The 17864-nt window shown below is 65.8% G+C and carries 16 protein-coding genes and 1 tRNA gene; 7 read left to right on the top strand and 10 right to left on the bottom strand.

All coding sequences use genetic code 11. The features are described 5' to 3' along the window. Positions 1-440: 440 nt before the first annotated feature. Positions 441-1775: a DUF3422 family protein gene (locus AC5JJ6_RS15905; RefSeq protein WP_496042991.1), complete on the bottom strand. Its 1335-nt coding sequence runs from the start codon at positions 1773-1775 to the stop codon at positions 441-443. Positions 1776-2203: 428 nt separating this feature from the next. On the opposite strand from AC5JJ6_RS15905, the gene AC5JJ6_RS15900 reads away from it, so the two are divergent. Genes AC5JJ6_RS15900 through ligA form a run of 3 tightly spaced genes read left to right on the top strand, consistent with a single transcriptional unit; the run spans position 2204 to position 6848 of the window. After that, the gene (locus AC5JJ6_RS15900) at positions 2204-3037 is read left to right on the top strand and encodes an outer membrane protein assembly factor BamD (protein ID WP_496042990.1); all 834 of its coding nucleotides are present in this window, start codon (positions 2204-2206) and stop codon (positions 3035-3037) included. Between the two features lie 8 nt (positions 3038-3045). Then, positions 3046-4713 carry a DNA repair protein RecN gene (gene recN, locus AC5JJ6_RS15895; protein ID WP_496042992.1) on the top strand — a complete coding sequence of 556 codons (1668 nt, stop codon included), beginning with the start codon at positions 3046-3048 and terminating at the stop codon, positions 4711-4713. Continuing rightward, the gene (gene ligA / locus AC5JJ6_RS15890; protein ID WP_496042989.1) at positions 4713-6848 is read left to right on the top strand and encodes an NAD-dependent DNA ligase LigA; all 2136 of its coding nucleotides are present in this window, start codon (positions 4713-4715) and stop codon (positions 6846-6848) included. The genes recN and ligA overlap by 1 nt, the downstream gene beginning before the upstream one ends. 1 nt (position 6849) lies before the next feature. Here the strand turns inward: ligA and AC5JJ6_RS15885 are convergent, their stop codons facing one another. The 8 genes from AC5JJ6_RS15885 to ihfB form a co-directional block, all read right to left on the bottom strand. Next, positions 6850-7134: an acylphosphatase gene (locus AC5JJ6_RS15885; protein WP_496042988.1), complete on the bottom strand. Its 285-nt coding sequence runs from the start codon at positions 7132-7134 to the stop codon at positions 6850-6852. Beyond that, the gene (locus AC5JJ6_RS15880) at positions 7131-7388 is read right to left on the bottom strand and encodes a 2TM domain-containing protein (protein ID WP_044433200.1); all 258 of its coding nucleotides are present in this window, start codon (positions 7386-7388) and stop codon (positions 7131-7133) included. Before AC5JJ6_RS15880 ends, AC5JJ6_RS15885 begins: the two co-directional genes overlap by 4 nt. Positions 7389-7413: 25 nt before the next feature. Continuing rightward, entirely contained in the window at positions 7414-8055 is a 642-nt protein-coding gene (locus AC5JJ6_RS15875; protein WP_496042987.1) for a phosphoribosylanthranilate isomerase, read from the bottom strand. Beyond that, a complete protein-coding gene (pyrF, locus tag AC5JJ6_RS15870; RefSeq protein WP_496042986.1) occupies positions 8052-8774 on the bottom strand; it encodes an orotidine-5'-phosphate decarboxylase in 723 nt (240 codons plus the stop codon). Before pyrF ends, AC5JJ6_RS15875 begins: the two co-directional genes overlap by 4 nt. Continuing rightward, positions 8771-9904, bottom strand: coding sequence for an FAD-dependent oxidoreductase (locus tag AC5JJ6_RS15865; protein WP_496042985.1), 1134 nt, complete (start codon positions 9902-9904; stop codon positions 8771-8773). The genes pyrF and AC5JJ6_RS15865 overlap by 4 nt, the downstream gene beginning before the upstream one ends. A gap of 14 nt (positions 9905-9918) precedes the next feature. Continuing rightward, positions 9919-10854 carry a bifunctional Delta(1)-pyrroline-2-carboxylate/Delta(1)-piperideine-2-carboxylate reductase gene (gene lhpI, locus AC5JJ6_RS15860; protein WP_496042984.1) on the bottom strand — a complete coding sequence of 312 codons (936 nt, stop codon included), beginning with the start codon at positions 10852-10854 and terminating at the stop codon, positions 9919-9921. Beyond that, positions 10854-11264 carry a lipopolysaccharide assembly protein LapA domain-containing protein gene (locus AC5JJ6_RS15855; protein ID WP_496042983.1) on the bottom strand — a complete coding sequence of 137 codons (411 nt, stop codon included), beginning with the start codon at positions 11262-11264 and terminating at the stop codon, positions 10854-10856. Before AC5JJ6_RS15855 ends, lhpI begins: the two co-directional genes overlap by 1 nt. Positions 11265-11345: 81 nt before the next feature. Next, positions 11346-11627 carry an integration host factor subunit beta gene (gene ihfB / locus AC5JJ6_RS15850; RefSeq protein WP_037458738.1) on the bottom strand — a complete coding sequence of 94 codons (282 nt, stop codon included), beginning with the start codon at positions 11625-11627 and terminating at the stop codon, positions 11346-11348. 1076 nt (positions 11628-12703) lie between these two features. On the opposite strand from ihfB, the gene AC5JJ6_RS15845 reads away from it, so the two are divergent. Then, the gene (locus AC5JJ6_RS15845; protein ID WP_496042982.1) at positions 12704-13093 is read left to right on the top strand and encodes a hypothetical protein; all 390 of its coding nucleotides are present in this window, start codon (positions 12704-12706) and stop codon (positions 13091-13093) included. A 661-nt stretch (positions 13094-13754) separates the two neighbouring features. On the opposite strand, the gene AC5JJ6_RS15840 is transcribed toward AC5JJ6_RS15845, so the two are convergent. After that, positions 13755-13829 (bottom strand) — tRNA-Thr (locus AC5JJ6_RS15840). A gap of 446 nt (positions 13830-14275) precedes the next feature. Between AC5JJ6_RS15840 and AC5JJ6_RS15835 the strand changes: the two genes are divergently transcribed. The 3 genes from AC5JJ6_RS15835 to AC5JJ6_RS15825 form a co-directional block, all read left to right on the top strand. Next, on the top strand, positions 14276-14365 hold the full coding sequence (locus AC5JJ6_RS15835) for a potassium-transporting ATPase subunit F (protein ID WP_496042981.1): 90 nt from the start codon (positions 14276-14278) through the stop codon (positions 14363-14365). 19 nt (positions 14366-14384) lie between these two features. Then, the gene (gene kdpA / locus AC5JJ6_RS15830) at positions 14385-16100 is read left to right on the top strand and encodes a potassium-transporting ATPase subunit KdpA (protein ID WP_496042980.1); all 1716 of its coding nucleotides are present in this window, start codon (positions 14385-14387) and stop codon (positions 16098-16100) included. Then, positions 16097-17864 (top strand): HAD-IC family P-type ATPase (locus tag AC5JJ6_RS15825; RefSeq protein WP_496042979.1); only part of this gene is annotated, 1768 nt, incomplete at its 3' end. The genes kdpA and AC5JJ6_RS15825, both read left to right, overlap by 4 nt.

Raw genomic sequence — 17864 nt, 5'->3', positions numbered from 1 at the left:
TTTCATCCCTAACCACTCTTCCTTGCGGCGGAGCCGCCGCTCCGCGTGTCGTGACGAACGCTTTCCCCCGCTTTGGCGCGGGGTGGTTGTTCTAATGGCCGGGAGCCTCCAAGGCCCACGGCACCGGAGATCGCCATTGCGGTGAACATACCTGTTTGTTCATGACCCAATCAACCGGCGCTCCCGGTTGAACCGGTACATAGTGTCGCAGGCTTATCGGAATTGATCCTGCTCAAAGACTATTGGATTCTACATACGCGTTCAGGAGCCCCGGCGTCAACTTGACGCAGCAAACAGAATAGTCTGATTTAGCTCGATTTTCGCGGGAATCCAGGCGTTGGCGTCTCACTGCGGTACTCGCGGAAAAAGCCTTTCCTAGGGATTATCCGGGAAACCGGAGTCCGAAGCGGCCATAACCTTTCCGACTCAGGAAGCGGCGTTCACTCGTGCTCACCGCCCGTCACGACCCGGCGTATGCGCTTCACGCCCGACCAGACCAGGAAGAGCACGACCGGCACGGCCAGCCCGACGGCCAGATCGGGCTCTATCGGAAGCCCGGCGCCCTTCAGAGCCTTTGCGACGTAGGAGACGATGCCGACCAGATAATAGCTGATGGCGACGACCGACAGCCCCTCGACGGTTTCCTGCAACCTCAGTTGCAGGCTGGCGCGCCGGTCCATGCTCTTGAGCAGGTCACGGTTCTGTTCTTCCAGCGCCAGATCGACTCGCGTCCGTAGCAGGTTGCTGGCGCGGGCAACGCGGGCGGACAGCGATTCCTGGCGCTTGGCGACTGCCTCGCAGGTGCTGACCGCCGGAGCCAGCCGCCGGGCCATGAACTCCGCGATTGTCTGCAGTCCCTCGATGCGGTCCTCCCGCAGTTCGGCGATGCGGCGCGCCACGAGGTCGCTGTACGCGCGGGCGGCGGTGAATCGGTACGTGGTCTCGGCCGAGGTCTGCTCCGACTCGGCCGCCAGCTTCGAGAGTTGCTGAAGAAGCGCCTGCTCGTCCTCCATCCGGGCGATGCGGGTCGCCTGCTCGGTCAGGCGCGCCAGTTCCGCCTCGATCGCGCGGACCCTGGGCAGCACGCCGCGTGCCAGCGGCAGGGCCAGCAGCGCCATCATGCGGTAGGTGTCGATCTCGACGAGGCGCTGGACCAGCCGGCCGGTCTGACGCGGTTTCATGCCGTGGTCGGCGACCACGAAGCGGCCGAAACCATCCGCATGTATCCGGAAATCGGTCCAGCCGGTAGCTCCGCCGCCGGCCATGCGAGAGCCGACGAAGCCGTCCGATCCGAACACGCCCTGCAAGCCTTCCGGCGTCGCCATCGGCGACTCGCTGTGGACCAGCGCCAGATGTACGCCCGCCAGCATCTCGCCCGCCATGCCGGCCAGCCAGTCCGGCGGCAGCGCCGCAAGCGCAGTTTCGGCGAAGCCGTCGCCGGCGCCGCTGGGCCGGAACACGGTATAGCTGCTGAACTCGGTATGCCGCTCCCACTTGATCCGGAACGTGCCCAGATCGGCGCTGTGGTGGGTGGCGCCGGGAGGGGGCGGCGCCACGCCAGCCCGCTCGCACAGCCGGGCGAAGTGGGCGCGGTCGATTTCCGAGTTCCCCTCCCCCGACAGCATGGCGAGATGGGTCACCCGCAGCGGGGACCTAAGACCCTCGGCCGGACGGGCATGCATCTCGTTCGCCAGCGATTCCCTCAGCGCATGGTCCTTCAGCGGCCGGTAGGCGGCGGCGAGCTTGGCGTTTGCGGTAGCGGTCACTGCGTCCATGTCATTTTCCATCGGCGTCGAATCAGGCGGCCGGCAAGGGGGTGCGGCAGATTATCCGGTTTGCCGGCGGAAGGCTCGCGACAACTGGGGCTGCCTCATAGCCCCTTCGGCTGACCGCCCGGCGATCATATGCGGTTGAATATGCAGGAGCGTTCCGGTAATGTTCCGCCCAAGCCAGCGGTCTCGACCCCTGGCGACCCGTAGCGGCGACACGAAGCTTCAACGTGCCAGATCGGTGACCTTCCATGACGCTCCCAACAATGTCCCAAGGCCCTTTACCTCAATTTTCCCTTTTGTCGATATTCACCGATGCGGCGCGGGTAACCCGCTCCCCGGCCAGCCATGCGGAGGCTTCTCCAAACGGTGTCGCGTCGGCGTTATGGCGTGCTATACAGGCGCCAAATCCGTATCTCGTGTGAATGTCGATGATGACCCGTTTGTCTCCTTCCCTGATCCGCCTGATCGCCGGGCCTTGTCTAGCGCTGACGATGGCCGCTGCCCTGTCGGCCTGCGCCTCGACCGAGGAGACTCCCTATGTGGAGCGTCCGGTCGAGACGATCTACTCCGAGGCCGCCGCCGCCATGGATCAGGAGCGGTTCAAGGAGGCGGCGCGGCTGTTCGACGAGGTCGAGCGTCAGCACCCCTATTCCCAATGGGCGACGCGGGCTCAGCTGATGTCCGCCTTCGCGCATTATCAGGCGTTGCAGTACGACGACGCCATCATCGCGCTCGACCGCTTTATTCAGCTCCATCCGGGCAGCGAGGACATCGCATACGCCTATTACATGAAGGGGCTCTGCTACTACGAGCAGATCACCGACGTGGGGCGTGACCAGCGGGTGACGCAGCAGGCCTTGGATGCGCTGGGCGAGTTGACCCGGCGGTTCCCGGAATCGCCATACGCCCGCGATGCGGCGCTTAAAATCGACCTGACCAATGACCACTTGGCAGGCAAGGAAATGGAGATCGGGCGCTACTACCTGCGCCAGGGTTACCAGAACGCGGCAATCGGCCGTTTCCGTACGGTTATCGAGAAATATCAGACCACCAGTCACGTGCCGGAAGCCTTGCACCGCCTGACCGAAGCCTATCTCGCCCTCGGCGTGGTGGACGAAGCGCAGGCTGCGGCGGCCGTGCTGGGGCATAACTTTCCGGGCAGCGAATGGTACGTAGACAGCTACGCCCTGCTGGTGGACGCGAATGTGCGGCCGGAGAGCAGCAGCAAATCATGGATCAGCCGGGCCTGGGCCTCGGTATTCTAAGGCGGCCCATGCTGGCGGCGCTGACGATCCGGGACGTCGTTCTGATCGAACGTCTGGCGCTGTCGCTCAATGCGGGGCTGTGCGTGCTGACTGGCGAGACCGGCGCCGGCAAATCCATCCTGCTGGACGCGCTGGGGCTGGCCCTGGGCGGACGCGGCGACAGCACGCTGGTCCGCCACGGCAGCGATCAGGCCTCCGTCACCGCCGAGTTCGACCTGCCCGACGATCATCCCGCAATAGCGCTGGTGCGCGAACAGGGCCTGGACGTCGAGGATACGCTGGTCCTGCGCAGGGTCGTGACGGCCGACGGCCGCAGCCGCGCCTATGTCAACGATCAGGCGGTCGGCGTCACGCTGCTGCGCCGGCTGGGGGAAACCCTGGTCGAGGTCCACGGCCAGTTCGACACCCACGGCCTGCTCAACCCGCAGACTCACCGATCCGTCCTGGACGCCTATGCAGGGCTGCAAACCTCGCTTGCCCAGGTCGGTGCGGCTTTCCGCGCGTGGCGGCAGGTCGAGGTGGCGCGCAAGGAAGCGGCGGTCGAGATCGGCCGGGCACGGGCGGAGGAGGAGTATCTTCGCCACTCCGTCGCCGAACTGGACCAGTTGGGCCCGCGCGCCGGAGAAGAGGAAGAGCTTGCCGAGACCCGCTCGGTGATGATGCACCGGGAAAAGGTGGTGGAGGCGATGAACGGCGCCTTCGCCGAACTTGCCGGGGAACGCGGCGCCGAGCGCGGCATGAACGCGGCCCAGCGGGCGCTGATGCGGATCGTCGATAAGGCGGGCGGACGGCTGGAACCGGTGATCGGCGCGCTCGACCGCGCCTTGGCCGAAGTCGCCGACGCGGTCGCGACCCTTCAGGCGCTTTCCAGCGACGAGGATCTCGACCCGCGCGGGCTGGAGAAGCTGGAGGAACGGCTGTTCGCCCTGCGCGCCGCCGCCCGCAAGCACAACATCGAGGTCGATAAGCTGGCGCTGCTGCGGGAGGACATGTCCCGCCGGCTCAACCTGATCGAGGACCAGGGCGATGCGCTGGAGCGGCTTGCCCGCGAGGCGGAGATCGCGCGCGAAGCCTATCTGGACGCGGCGAAGCGGCTGAGCGGCTGGCGCCGGGAAGCGGCGGCCAAGCTGGACGCCGCCGTGTCGAAGGAGCTGCCGCCGCTCAAGCTGGACCGGGCACGCTTCACGACGACGGTGGAACCGCTGGAGGAATCCGCCTGGGGAGCGGACGGCATCGACCGCGTCGCCTTCCTGGTTGCGACCAATCCGGGTTCGCCGCCGGGCCAGATCAACAAGATAGCGTCGGGCGGCGAGCTGGCGCGCTTCATGCTGGCGCTGAAGGTGGTGCTGGCCGCCGTCGGAACCGTGCCGACGCTGGTGTTCGACGAGGTCGATACCGGCATCGGCGGCGCCGTCGCCGCCGCCGTCGGCGAGCGGCTGTCGAAACTGGGTCGCGATCGGCAGGTTCTGGTGGTAACACACAGCCCGCAGGTGGCGGCGCGCGGCGCGCACCACCTGAAGGTCCAGAAACAGGCGACGGAGGAACGGGTGACGACCGAAGTGGTGGAATTGAGCGACAGACAGCGGCGGGAAGAGATCGCGCGCATGCTCTCCGGCGCCAAGGTCACCGAGGAAGCGCGCGCCGCCGCCGACAGCCTGATCGCGGGGCGCGCCTGATGACGGCTGCGGCACGCCAGGAGGCGGCGGGAGCGCGGCAGTCGCTGAGGGAACTGGCGGTGGAGGACCTGTCGGCCGAGCAGGCCGGTCAGGAACTGGCGGCGCTGGCGGCGGAGATCGCGCACCACGACACGCTCTACCACCAGCAGGACACGCCGGAGATCGCTGACGCCGACTACGACGCGCTGAGGCGGCGGAACGATGCGATCGAACTGCGCTTCCCCGAACTGAAGCGCGGCGACAGCCCTTCGCAGAAGGTCGGCGCGGCCCCGGCAGCCGGGTTCTCCAAGGTCCGGCACGCGGTCCCCATGCTCTCGCTGGGCAATGCCTTTGCCGGCGAGGACGTCGAGGAGTTCGTGCAGCGCATCCGCCGCTTCCTCAACATCAAGGAAGACGAAGCGGTCGAATTCGTCGCCGAACCCAAGATCGACGGGCTGTCCTGCTCGCTCCGTTACGAGCACGGCAAGCTGGTGATGGCCGCCACGCGCGGCGACGGCCAGGAGGGCGAGGACGTCACCGCCAATGTGCGGACCATCGGCGACGTGCCGAAGGAACTGACCGGCGCCGTCCCGGACGTGCTGGAAGTACGGGGCGAGGTCTATATGGACCGCGCCGAGTTCATGAAGCTGAACGAGCGGCGGGTCGAGAAGGGACAGCCGATCTTCGCCAACCCGCGCAATGCTGCGGCGGGCAGCCTGCGGCAGCTCGATCCCAAGGTCACCGCCGGGCGACCGCTGGGTTTCTTCGGCTATTCCTGGGGCGAAGTGTCGGAACCGCTGGGCAAGACCCAGTGGGAGGTCCGGCACCGGCTGAAGGAATGGGGTTTCCAGCCGAACAAGCCGTCGGAACTGTGCGACGGCACCGAGGCGCTGCTGCGCTACTACGATCAGGTGCAGGAACGGCGTTCCGGACTGCCGTTCGACATCGACGGCGTGGTCTACAAGGTCAACCGGCTGGACTGGCAGGAGCGGCTCGGTTTCGTCAGCCGCGCTCCGCGCTGGGCCATCGCACACAAGTTTCCGGCGGAGCAGGCGCAGACGCGGCTGAAGGCGATCACGATCCAGGTCGGCCGGACCGGAGCGATGACTCCGGTAGCGGAGCTTGAGCCGGTGACGGTCGGCGGCGTCGTGGTCAGCCGCGCTACCCTGCACAACGAGGACGAGATCGTCCGCAAGGACGTGCGGGTCGGCGATCTGGTCGTGGTCCAGCGGGCCGGCGACGTGATTCCGCAGATCGTCCAGGCTGTGATGGACAAGCGTCCAGCCGACTCCGAGCCTTACGTCTTTCCCGACCGCTGTCCCGTCTGTGGCAGTGCGGCGGTTCGGCCCGAGGGCGAGGTGATCCGGCGCTGCACCGGCGGGCTGATCTGCGACGCCCAGGCGGTCGAGCGGCTGCGCCACTTCGTCAGCCGCGATGCCTTCGATATCGAGGGTTTGGGCGAGAAGATCATCCGGGAGTTCTGGGACGAGGGCATGGTCCGCCGTCCCGGCGATATCTTCCGCCTGCGCGAGAAGGACGCGGCGAGCCTCACCAAGCTGAAGAACCGGCACGGTTGGGGCGCCAAGTCGGCGGAGAAGCTGTTCGACAGCATCGACGCCCGGCGCAACATCGGGCTGGACCGCTTCATCTTCGGACTGGGCATCCCGCAGGTCGGGCATACGACCGCCCGGCTGCTGGCGCGCTGCTACAGGACGTTCGAGAACCTGCGCGAGTCGATGGCCGCCGCACAGGTCCACGGGTCGGAAGCCTATGGCGAGTTGATCGGGATCGAGCAGATCGGGCCGTCGGTGGCCGATGACCTGCTCGGCTTCTTCGCTGAACCGCACAATCTGGAAGTGCTGGAAGACCTGCTGGCCGCCGGCGTGACGGTGCAGGAGTTCGTGCCGCCGAAGGTGCAGACTTCCGCTATCGCCGGCAAGACGGTGGTTTTCACCGGCACGCTGGAGACGGTTACCCGCAGCGAGGCGAAGGCCAGGGCCGAGACGCTGGGGGCCAAGGTTGCGGGGTCCGTTTCCGCGAAGACCGACTATGTCGTGATCGGGGCGGATGCCGGCAGCAAGGCGGCCAAGGCGCAGGCGCTGGGTGTTGCGACGCTGACCGAGCAGGAATGGCTGGAGCTGGTTTCGGCCCAGTAGCTCAATAGGTCGAGCGCTGCTCGAAGCTCTCGTCATGGGGGAAGGATGCCGGCGTGACGGCCACGCCGGCGACCTTGGCGAGAGGCGGTCCCTGGTGGCAGGCCTGGACCATATCGTCCACCTGCTCCGCCGGGCCGGCGAAGACTGCTTCGACCGTGCCGTCCCTGCGGTTGCGGACCCATCCGGCCAGCCCGCGCTTTCGCGCCTCGTCCACGGTCCAGGCGCGGTACCAGACTCCCTGGACCTTGCCGGAAATCAGGGCGTTGACGGCTTTTGTGTCGTTCATGGATTTCCTCCATGCTTGCCGGAAGACGGACGCCGCCAGCCTTCGAACAGGCCCATGGCGAAGGCGGCGTGGATGGCGAGGGGCGCTCCCCAGGCCACCAAGGGGAAGACGAACCACAGCCGGTCGGGGGTCAGGAAGAAGTTGACCGGAGCCAGCACGATCATCGCCGAGAAGTAGATAATCAGATGGTTCAGGAAACCGCGAAGACGGTTGCGGGCGGCGCGGCTGGTATCTTCGGGCGGCAATTCTGTCATGACAGTGTGATCGTTAGCTTGCTAATCAATGGCTCGCCGCCCGGAGGAAGTCGCGGATCAGGTCCGGGTCCTTGTGGCCGGGGCGGTCTTCGACCCCGGAGCTTACGTCGATCGAGGCGGCGCCGCTGATCGAGATCGCTTCGGCGACATTGGCGACGGTGAGGCCGCCGGACAGCATCCAGGGCTTCGACCATGTGCGGCCGGTCAGGATCGTCCAGTCGAAGGGAATGCCGTTGCCGCCGGGCAGCGCCGAAACCTTAGCGGGAGGCTTTGCGTCGAACAGCAACCTGTCAGCGACCTGGGCATAGGCCTCGGCGGCTGCCAGATCCTCGACCGAGGACACCTTGATCGCCTTCATCACCGGCATCGAAAACGCCGCCTTGATCTCCGCGATGCGGGCCGGGGACTCATCGCCGTGGAGCTGGATCAGGTCGAGCGGAACCTGGCTGACGACGTGCTCCAGGTATTCGTTGGTCGGATCGACGAACAACCCCACAGTACGGACGCCGGTCGGAATCATCCGCGCCAGTTCGGCCGCCAGCGGCGGGGCGACATGGCGGGGGGAGCGCTCGAAAAAGACCAGACCGACGAAGCGCGCTCCGCCCGCAAGGGCGGCGGCCGCCGCGTCGGGATGGTTGATGCCGCAGATCTTGACCTGAACGCTCATGCCAGTTCTTTCACGATGCTCCGCGCGGCGGAGGCCGGATCGGACGCCTGGGTGATCGGACGGCCGATGACGAGATAGTCGGCGCCCTGCTCCACCGCGTCGCGCGGGGTCATGACGCGCTTCTGGTCGCCGACGGCCGAGCCGGCGGGGCGGATGCCGGGGACCATCAGGACAAAGTCGGGACCGCAGTCGGCCCGCAATGCCGCCACTTCCGCCGGCGAGCAGATCACGCCGTCGAGGCCGGAGGACTGCGCCAGCGAAGCCAGCCGCCGCGCCTGATCGAGCACCGGGACGCTCTGGCCGACCGAAACGAGGTCGTCGTCGTCCAGGCTGGTCAGGACGGTGACGCCGAGCAGCCGGGGGCGCTGGAGGTCGGTCATCAGGGCCGCTTCGGCGGCGGCGCGCATCATGGCCGGGCCGCCGGAGGTGTGGATGGTCAGGAAGGTCGGCTGGAGCGGCAGCATCGCCCGGACCGCCGCCGCGACCGTATTGGGGATGTCGTGCAGCTTGAGGTCGATGAACAGCGGCAGCCCGATACCGGACACCACCGACCGGATCCCAGCCGGCCCCTGGCCCACGAAGAATTCCAGCCCCAGCTTGATGCCGCCTACGGTATCGGCGAGGCTTTCGGCCAGACCGCGCGCCGAACCTACTTCGGGCGTGTCGATCGAAACGAAGATGCGGGACGCCGGGGATAATGCCTGGGATGATATGGTCATATCTTTTCCAATACCGACGTGCCCTGCCCGGCCGCCCATGAAGTCAATGTCGGAGCTTCCGCCGGGTTTTCCAAGGCCGAAGCGAGCGCTTCGCCGAGAACCGGGCCGAACTTGAAGCCGTGGCCGGAGAACCCGGTCATCACCCAGCCCCGGCTGCCGACGGGTTCGACGATGAAGCGTTCCTCCGCCTCGCAGGTATAGAAGCAGGTGGCGGCGCTGGCTATCGAATAACGGTCCGGATCGGCCAGCCGGGCGCGGCCGAACGACCAGATCCGCTCCGCTTCCTCCAGCCCGGCGTCGCGGTCGCGGTCGGGATCGCCGGTCAGGGTGAAGCGGTGGTCGCCGATCTTCATGCCGGTCCCGGCGACGGGCGGGACGAGGTAGAAGCCGCAGTCCGGATCGATGTCGAGCACCATCGGGTGCCGCTCCCAGCCGGCGCGGAGATCGCCCGGTACGCTCAGATAGGTGATGACCTGCCGCGACGGCGTGACGCGGGCGGCGGCATCGGGCAGCAGCCGGCCGACCCAAGGCCCCGCCGCGACCACGACGGCATCGGCCCGGACGGTGCTGCGGTCGGCCAGATGGAGCGTTCCTGCGTCAGGATCGACCGCTTCGACCCGCATATGCGGGTGGATCGCGACGTTCCGTCCGGGCAGGTGATGGGCCAGCAGCTCGACGATCCGGCCGGCCAGCAGCACGCCGCCGCTTTCCAGGTGGAAGGCTTCGCGGATGCCCTCGCTTGCGATCAGCGGGAACTCGCGGCCGAGTTCCGGAGCATCCAGCCAGCGGACGCCGCGTCCAAGACCGGCCAGGGTGCGGGCGCTGTCGTGCAGCCACGCGGTATCGTCGGTGGAGGCTATGCAGAGCGTGCCGGTCTGGACATAGAGCGTCGCCCCCAAGTCGGCCCAGAGCCGGTCCCAGGCGGCATAGGCCTGATCGACCATGCGGGTATAGCCCGCTTCCGCGCCATAGGCATGGCGGATCAGGCGATGCTGATCGACCGAGGAGCCGAGCGGGTTGGGAACCGCGTACTGATCGTAGACGGTGACCCGGTGCCCCCGGCGGACCAGTGCCCAGGCGGTGGACAGGCCCATGATGCCGGCTCCGACGACGGCGACGTTCATGCCCATGGCAGCAGGTATCCTCAGGTGACTTCGACGGCGTATTGCGCGGCGGCGAGGTCTTCCAGAGCCGTCCCGACCGACTTGAACAGGGTGATCTGGTTGTAGAACCTTCTGCCCGCCCGGTCGCCGCGCGTCAGGTCGAACAGGTCGCCGGCCACGTCCTCCGCCGTGATCAGCCCGGCCGCCAGCGGCTGGGTCAGGTCGCCGGCCTCGCTCAAGGCGCCGTCGCGGGTGTCCACGAAGATGCGGGAGCGGGTGATGGCGTCGTCGTCGGCTTCGCGCATTTCCGGAGTGAAGCCGCCGACGAGATCGACGTGGACGCCCTCGGCCAGCCACTCGCCCCGGATCAGCGGTTCGCGCGACAGGGTGGCGCAGGACACGATGTCGGCGCCGCGCACCGCCCCTTCCAGGTCGGTGGTGGAGGCGACCTTGAGCCCGCGCCGGTTCAGCACGCGGGCCAGCCGGTCGGCCTTGGCGGGGTCGCGGCCCCAGATCAGCACTTCCCGGATCGGCCGGACGGTGGCGTGAGCCAGGATCAGGTGGGGAGCGAGCGCGCCCGTCCCGACCATCAGCAGCCGGCTGGCGTCGTTCCGCGCCAGATATGAGGCCGCCAGGGCGGAGGCCGCCGCCGTGCGCTTCACGGTCAGCGCCGGCCCGTCGATCATGGCGAGCGGCGCGCCGGTCTTGCCGCTCAGCAGCAGGTAGGCGCCCATGATCGAGGGCAGGCTGCGCGTCCCGTTGTCGGGGAACACGGTCACCAGCTTGATCCCGATATAGCGCCCGACCTGCCACGCCGGCATCACCAGCAGCGTCGCCGCGTGCTGGTCGAACGTCGGGATCGTGTGGTGATGCCGCACCGGCACGTCGCAGCCGGAGCGGAACATCTTCCGCAGCCGTTCGATCAGCGGCGCGAACTCCAGCGCTGCTTCGACCTCAGCGGCGCTGATCGTCCGCATCAGTATGCTTTGGCCGCTTCGATCCGCGGCAGGGCCGACGTGCTGCGGGCGGCGTCGTTCGACAGGGCCGGCAGGCTGTTGGCGGCGGCAAGGGTCTGCGCCGCTTCGGCCACGCGCTTCTCGGCGACGGTGCGCTGTTCGCGTTCGCGCGCCAGATCGCGTTCGAGCTGCGCCGCCTTGCGGCCCCGGACGCGGGCGGCAACGCGGTAGCGGCGGTCGGCGCCCCAGGCGACGAGGCCGCCGGCCAGGAAGCCCACGACCAGGGTCGTCAGCACGGCCACGTAGAGCGGCACGGTGATTTCGAACGGCAGCGGCCACAGGGCGAGATCGACGGGACCCCGGTTGGACACCGCGAAGGACACGATGACCAGGGCGATCGGAATGGTGATGATCCAGGACAGGTAACGCACGGGCTTCCTCGGGCTCTTGGTTCGCGATGGGGTGGCTTTGGCAAGCCGTCTTGCCAGACTGCCGTGGCCGGTTATGAACCCTTACTCCGTGTTCAGACGTTCGCGCAACTGCTTGCCCGTCTTGAAGAAGGGGATAAACTTTTGCGTCACGTGGACGCTGGCCCCGGTGCGCGGATTGCGGCCGACGCGGGCGTCGCGCTTCTTGACGGAGAAGGCCCCGAAACCGCGCAGCTCGACCCGGTCGCCGCGCGCCAGCGCCTCGGATATCTCATCGAAGATGGTGGTGACGATCTTTTCGATGTCCCGCTGATAGAGGTGCGGGTTCTGTTCCGAAAGACGCAGGATCAATTCAGACTTGGTCATAGGCCCTGTCTCTCCCCGGTTGCGCGGGTCACCCCTTGACGCGGAGCCGCATTGCCGCGCGCGACCGCCACGGTGCCATGGGGGCAGCGCCATCGTCAAGGTAAGTTGCTCTGATATAACAGTTTTGCCCGCAACTTTGCCCCGGGCCGGCCGGGTGAGGCGGAGGATGCGGGCATGGGGAGGGGATCGGCGGGCGGATTGAAACCTATGGCTGGGGGTATAGGCCGATAGCTCGGGACAGCCCGGTGATGACACCCCCTTCCCGGCCTTGAATGTCATCATTTGTCATCACGGGGCGGTCGGGGCGGGGCTTTGCGGCGTCACCCGCAAGCACCCTTCCGGTGGACTGGAGAGTGGACCGGTCCGATCATTGCGGTATTAGAGACATCCATCGCGTTGACTCCTCCGCATGCCGATTGTCCTGCCGATGCTGCCCGACGCATGCGTCCGGAAGTAGACTGTCTGAGGCGCCATGGGGTTATAGTACAAGATTCCTAGGCTTTCCAGTGACAGAGAATCTACGGGAGTGAAGGTAACGTTGCACGCTGCTGCGGAGGCATTGCAGCCGAACGGGACCGGAACACGGATGGATGGGATACCCAAGGATGGACACGGATGGGTCGGATAAACCGGAATGCCGGACGACCCACGAAACCTTCCAATCGAGCCAAGCCGGGTTCGCGACATGTGAGGCTTTTCCGTAATGGACGAAATCGGGCGGTGCGGGTACCGGCGAGTTCGACTTTTTTCGAGCAGCGAAGAGATTCCATAACGGCCCTGCCAACACAGGGTCGATAAAGAAGATGGCGAACCGACAGATTAATCCATTCTATGATATCAGTTTACATTTGATGCACATCCTATAAGTTAATCTCCATATGGAGGTTTTCATGAAGAAATTGCATGCATTATTATTCTGTTTATTGCCTTAGTTTTTACAGCATGCGTCGGTTTTAATTTAGTAGATTCACAAGAGACATTTTTAAAAACTGGACGTGTTGAGGCTGGCGTTTCTACTACTTGTCACTTTGTCTTCTCATGACTTGGAACAACAATCTTTTTGGATAGGTCAAAAAATGAAACTTGGCTTCCAATCGAAAAACGTTCTAGCGCTGACGCTCCTTTTCATGAATTGCGCACCGGCTTCATCAGCAAAAATGACGCCGAGTAAGGGAGATTCCGATAAAATCTTACAAGCATTAGGAAGCTTTCTGCCCCGTTCTTTAAAGTGTTTTTATGAAACCGGAGAGTATGTTGCCTCAACGATCGATAGCCTCAATCTTGATAAGGCAAATGGGGATTCGATAGATGTAATTATAAACTTCAAAGGCGGATTGACTGAAAATAATTATAAGATGACTCTAAGATTGAGAAAAAAGAATAATCTTATGTACGCCGATCCAATTTATGACAATGCCCTTTTTCCACCGAACCCAACCTGTAAATTCAGGAATGGTGCTGAGTAAATCAAATTTTTGGCGACATGAAGTCCCAACAGGGAGCGGCCTCCCGTTAGAATTACCTTGAACAAGGCGCATGCGACAGGTCCGCCGTTCACAGGCGGTGCGGGTCCGGCCAAAGGAATGCGCGGACGGCGACCTGACTTGTACCAGTGGCATCGAAGCTTGGCCGGTCTGGAGCGTTAAATGTCGGGCTGAAGAGGCCCGACCTACGCGAGCGTGCTCGTGTATAATGGCGTAAGCGCCGGCCGGAAGGATTGCGTGCCGTTGGTATTGGCTGGGGTGCTTCGTGGTGGTGAGGAAGATCGGTGAGCCTGCGATCCGCAGGGGCTTTGCTCGCCGGAAGAGGCTGATCCGATCTGTCGATCGGGGCTTGGAAGGATGCAGGGTTTGCGCGGCTCGGACGGAGCCGTCGTTTGGCAGCGGCAAGCGGCTAGAAGCCGCTTCTACGGTTGCCGAAGGTTGGCTGCGATGTCAGGGCGTCGAAGACTGATCGGTGGGGGTCGGTGCGCGCGGCGCTTTCAATCGCTCGCCTCCTGACTTTCTGGACATCGTCATCGAGAACCGGCGCGGACGACAAGGCCGTACCGTTTGGCGAACGGCTGTTCGCCGTGCCGATCTCGGCGCTTTGGCGGCAGGTGCTTGTGTCGGTCGCTTGGGGGGAGAATGGTGCCGGTTGTCAGATTTGAACTGACGACCTACCGCTTACGAAGCGGGTGCTCTACCACTGAGCTAAACCGGCGCCTGTCATTCAGGCTCGCCTCATAGCCGGTTCCGCCCGCCCGATCAAGTGCTTTCCGACCGGCGAATTTGGGTAACGGCATTTCGTTGCCAGCCGGGGCCGGCGGCACGGGTTCCGCCGCTGGGATTGGAAGCGTCTTCGGGGAAGTGCCGTGGCGGCAGCGGTGCAGCATTCCGGGGCGTCCGGTCTTTATACTTCCCTTATATCCGTTTAGTTCGCGTTTATAAAAACGGCGAAGATCCGCATCGAGATTTTATGCGGGCCGGGATTAACTTGCCATCACTCAAATTTTCCGGAGTTTCGGCCCAATGATGGACATCCTGTTCCTGATGACACTTCTGGCTTTCTTTGCCGCCTGCGACCGGCTGACCGGCGCGCTGGAGCGGCTTTGACGCCACCGGTTCCGATCGGAACCGACATTCCACCCCGTTCCTGAGGGAACCACCATGACATTCGATTTCGTCGTCGGCGCCGTCGCGGCCGCCGGGCTGCTGGTATATCTCGGGTTTGCCCTGCTGGCGCCCGAGCGCTTCTGACCGCAAGGACCCCTCACCCATGGATTCCTCCGGTCTCATACAGATCGTCCTTTATCTCATTCTGCTGACGGCGCTGACGCCCATCATCGGCGAGTACATGGCGCGCGTCTTCAGCGGCGGGAAGACGGTGGCTGCCACCGTGATCGGTCCGCTGGAACGCGGGATCTACCGCGTCTGCGGCGTCGATCCCGCCCGTGAGCAGCACTGGACCGGCTATGCCGCCTCACTCCTGGCGTTCAACCTGCTGGGCGTGCTGCTGCTCTACGCGATCCTGCGGCTCCAGGCGTTCCTGCCGCTCAATCCCGCCGGGATGACGGCCATGACGCCGGACCTCGCCTTCAACACGGCGGTCAGCTTCACCACCAACACCAACTGGCAGTCCTACAGCGGCGAAGCGGCGTTGAGCTATCTGAGCCAGATGGCCGGGCTGACGGTGCAGAACTTCGTGTCCGCCGCGACCGGCATGGCCGTGCTGGTGGCGCTGATCCGGGGTTTCTCCCGCCGCAGCGCCCGGACGGTCGGCAATTTCTGGGTCGATTTGGTGCGGGCGGTGCTTTACGTGCTGTTGCCCCTGTCGGTCGTCACCGCGCTGTTCCTGGTCTGGCAGGGCGTGCCGCAGAACCTCGACGCCTATGTCACGGCGGAGACCGTCGAGGGCGCACAGCAGGTCATCGCACAGGGTCCTGCCGCCTCGCAGATCGCGATCAAGCAGATCGGGTCCAACGGCGGCGGCTTCTTCGGCATCAACTCGGCCCATCCGTACGAGAACCCGACGCCACTGAGCAACCTGGTGGAAATGCTGCAACTGCTGCTGATCGCGTCGGGCCTGACCTGGACGTTCGGGCGCATGGTCGGCGATCTCCGCCAGGGTATCGCGCTGTTCGCCGCGATGGGCCTGATGCTGATGGTCGGCATCGGCGTCACCGCCTGGGCCGAGGGCCGGCCGAACCCCGCCATGGCCGCCGTTGGGGCCGACAGCTTGGGCGGCAGTATCGGCGGCAACATGGAAGGCAAGGAGGTCCGGTTCGGCATCGCCAACTCGGCGCTGTGGGCGGTCGCGACCACGGCGGCGTCCAACGGCTCGGTCAACTCGATGCACGACAGCTTCTCCGCGGTGGGCGGCATGGTGCCGATGGTCAACATGATGCTGGGCGAGGTGGTCTTCGGCGGCGTCGGCGCCGGCCTCTACGGCATGATGGTCTACGTCCTGCTGGCCGTCTTCATCGCCGGGCTGATGGTCGGGCGAACGCCCGAATATCTGGGCAAGAAGATCGAGGCGAAGGAGATCAAACTGGCGATGTTCGCGGCCCTGACGACCTGCTTCGGCATCCTGGTCTTCTCCGCCTTGGCGCTGGTCGTGCCCGCCGGTCTGGCCGGCATCCAGGAACCGGGGCCGCACGGGTTGTCCGAAGTGCTCTACGCCTACAGCTCGGCCACCGGCAACAACGGTTCCGCGTTCGGCGGCTATACGGCCAACGCGCCCTACCCCAACACGACGATCGCCCTGGCGATCCTGCTCGGCCGGTTCCTGGTGATCCTGCCGGTCCTCGCCATCGCCGGCGCCCTGGCGGCGAAGAAGAGCGTCCCGGCTTCCGCCGGCACCTTCCCGACCCATGGCCCGCTGTTCGTCGGGCTGCTGGTCGGCACCGTCGCGATCGTCGGCGGCCTGACCTTCTTCCCGGCGCTCTCCCTGGGTCCGATCGCCGAGCACCTGATGACGGGAGTTGTCCCATGATACACCGCAGTTCGGAAATCTCCCTGCTGGACGCCGGCATCGCGGCGCAGGCGGCCGGAGTCGCGTTCCGCAAGCTCGACCCGCGCGAACTGGTCCGCAATCCGGTGATCTTCGTGACGGCCGCCGCTGCCGTCCTGACCACCGTCCTGTTCGTCCGCGACCTCGTCACGGGCGTCCCGTCCCCCATCAGCCCGGCCACCGGCAGCGATCCCGCCGTGGTCGGCCAGATCGCTGCCTGGCTGTGGTTCACCGTGCTGTTCGCCAATTTCGCCGAGGCCATCGCGGAAGGCCGGGGCAAGGCGCAGGCCGCCAGCCTGCGCAAGTCCAAGACGGATACTCCCGCCCGCAAGGTGTCGTCCATCGACGGCGCCGGCGAACAGCAGGTCCCGGCGGCCAGCCTGCGCGCCGGCGACCTCGTCGTGGTCGAGGCGGGCGAGGCGATCCCCGGCGACGGCGACGTGGTCGCCGGCATCGCCACCGTCGACGAATCGGCCATCACCGGCGAGTCCGCTCCCGTCATCCGCGAGAGCGGCGGCGACCGGTCGGCGGTGACCGGCGGGACGCGGGTGGTGTCGGACCGCATCGTCGTGCGGATCACGGTCAATCCGGGCGAAAGCTTCCTCGACCGCATGATCGGTCTGGTCGAAGGCGCCAAGCGGCAGAAGACGCCGAACGAAATAGCGCTGAACATCCTGTTGGCCGGCCTGACCATCGTCTTCCTGGTCGTCGTCGTGACGCTGGAATCCTTCGCGCAGTATTCCGGCGTCACCCTGCCGGTGGTCTATCTGGCGGCCCTGCTGATCACCCTGATCCCGACCACCATAGGCGGCCTGCTGTCGGCAATCGGCATCGCCGGCATGGACCGGCTGGTCCGCTTCAACGTCATCGCCAAGTCGGGACGCGCGGTCGAGGCCGCCGGCGACATCGACACCCTGCTGCTGGACAAAACCGGCACGATCACGCTGGGCAACCGGCAGGCGGCGGAGTTCCTGCCGGTCGCGGCGGTCAACGAGCGCGAGCTGGCGGAGGCGGCCTTCCTCGCCTCCCTCGCCGACGACACGCCGGAAGGCAAGTCCATCGTCGTCCTGGCCCGGCAGAAGTTCGGCCTCCATTCGGTCGATCCGGTGATGTCCGGCTTCACCTTCGTCCCCTTCACGGCCCAGACCCGCATGAGCGGCGTCGATATCCCGGCGGCTGCGGGTGCGGTCTCGTCTTCCGGTGCGGGTGCCGGCTCGACCTTGACGCTGGACGATCCGACGTCGATCCGTAAAGGCGCCGTCGATGCGATCACCCGCCATGTCGGCGCGGATGGCAGCCCGCGCGACCTGAAGCAGATCGTCGAGCGGGTCGCCAGGGCCGGCGGCACGCCGCTGGTCGTAGCGAAGGGCGGCCGCGTGCTGGGCGTCATCCACCTGAAGGACATCGTCAAGCCGGCCATCCGCGAACGCTTCGCCACGCTGCGCGAGATGGGCATCCGCACCGTGATGGTGACGGGCGACAACCCGCTGACCGCCGCCTCCATCGCGGCGGAAGCCGGCGTCGACGACTTCCTGGCGGAAGCGACGCCGGAGCGGAAGCTTGAGCTGATCCGGAGCGAGCAGGCCGAGGGCAAGCTGGTCGCGATGTGCGGCGACGGCTCCAACGACGCGCCGGCGCTGGCCCAGGCCGATGTCGGGGTCGCGATGAACACCGGCACCCAGGCGGCGCGCGAGGCCGGCAACATGGTCGATCTGGAGAGCGATCCGACCAAGCTGATCGAGATCG

The organism is Skermanella sp., assembly GCF_059503625.1.
Note: the sequence above shows the minus strand (reverse complement) of the source record. Positions and strands in the feature narration are given on the sequence as shown.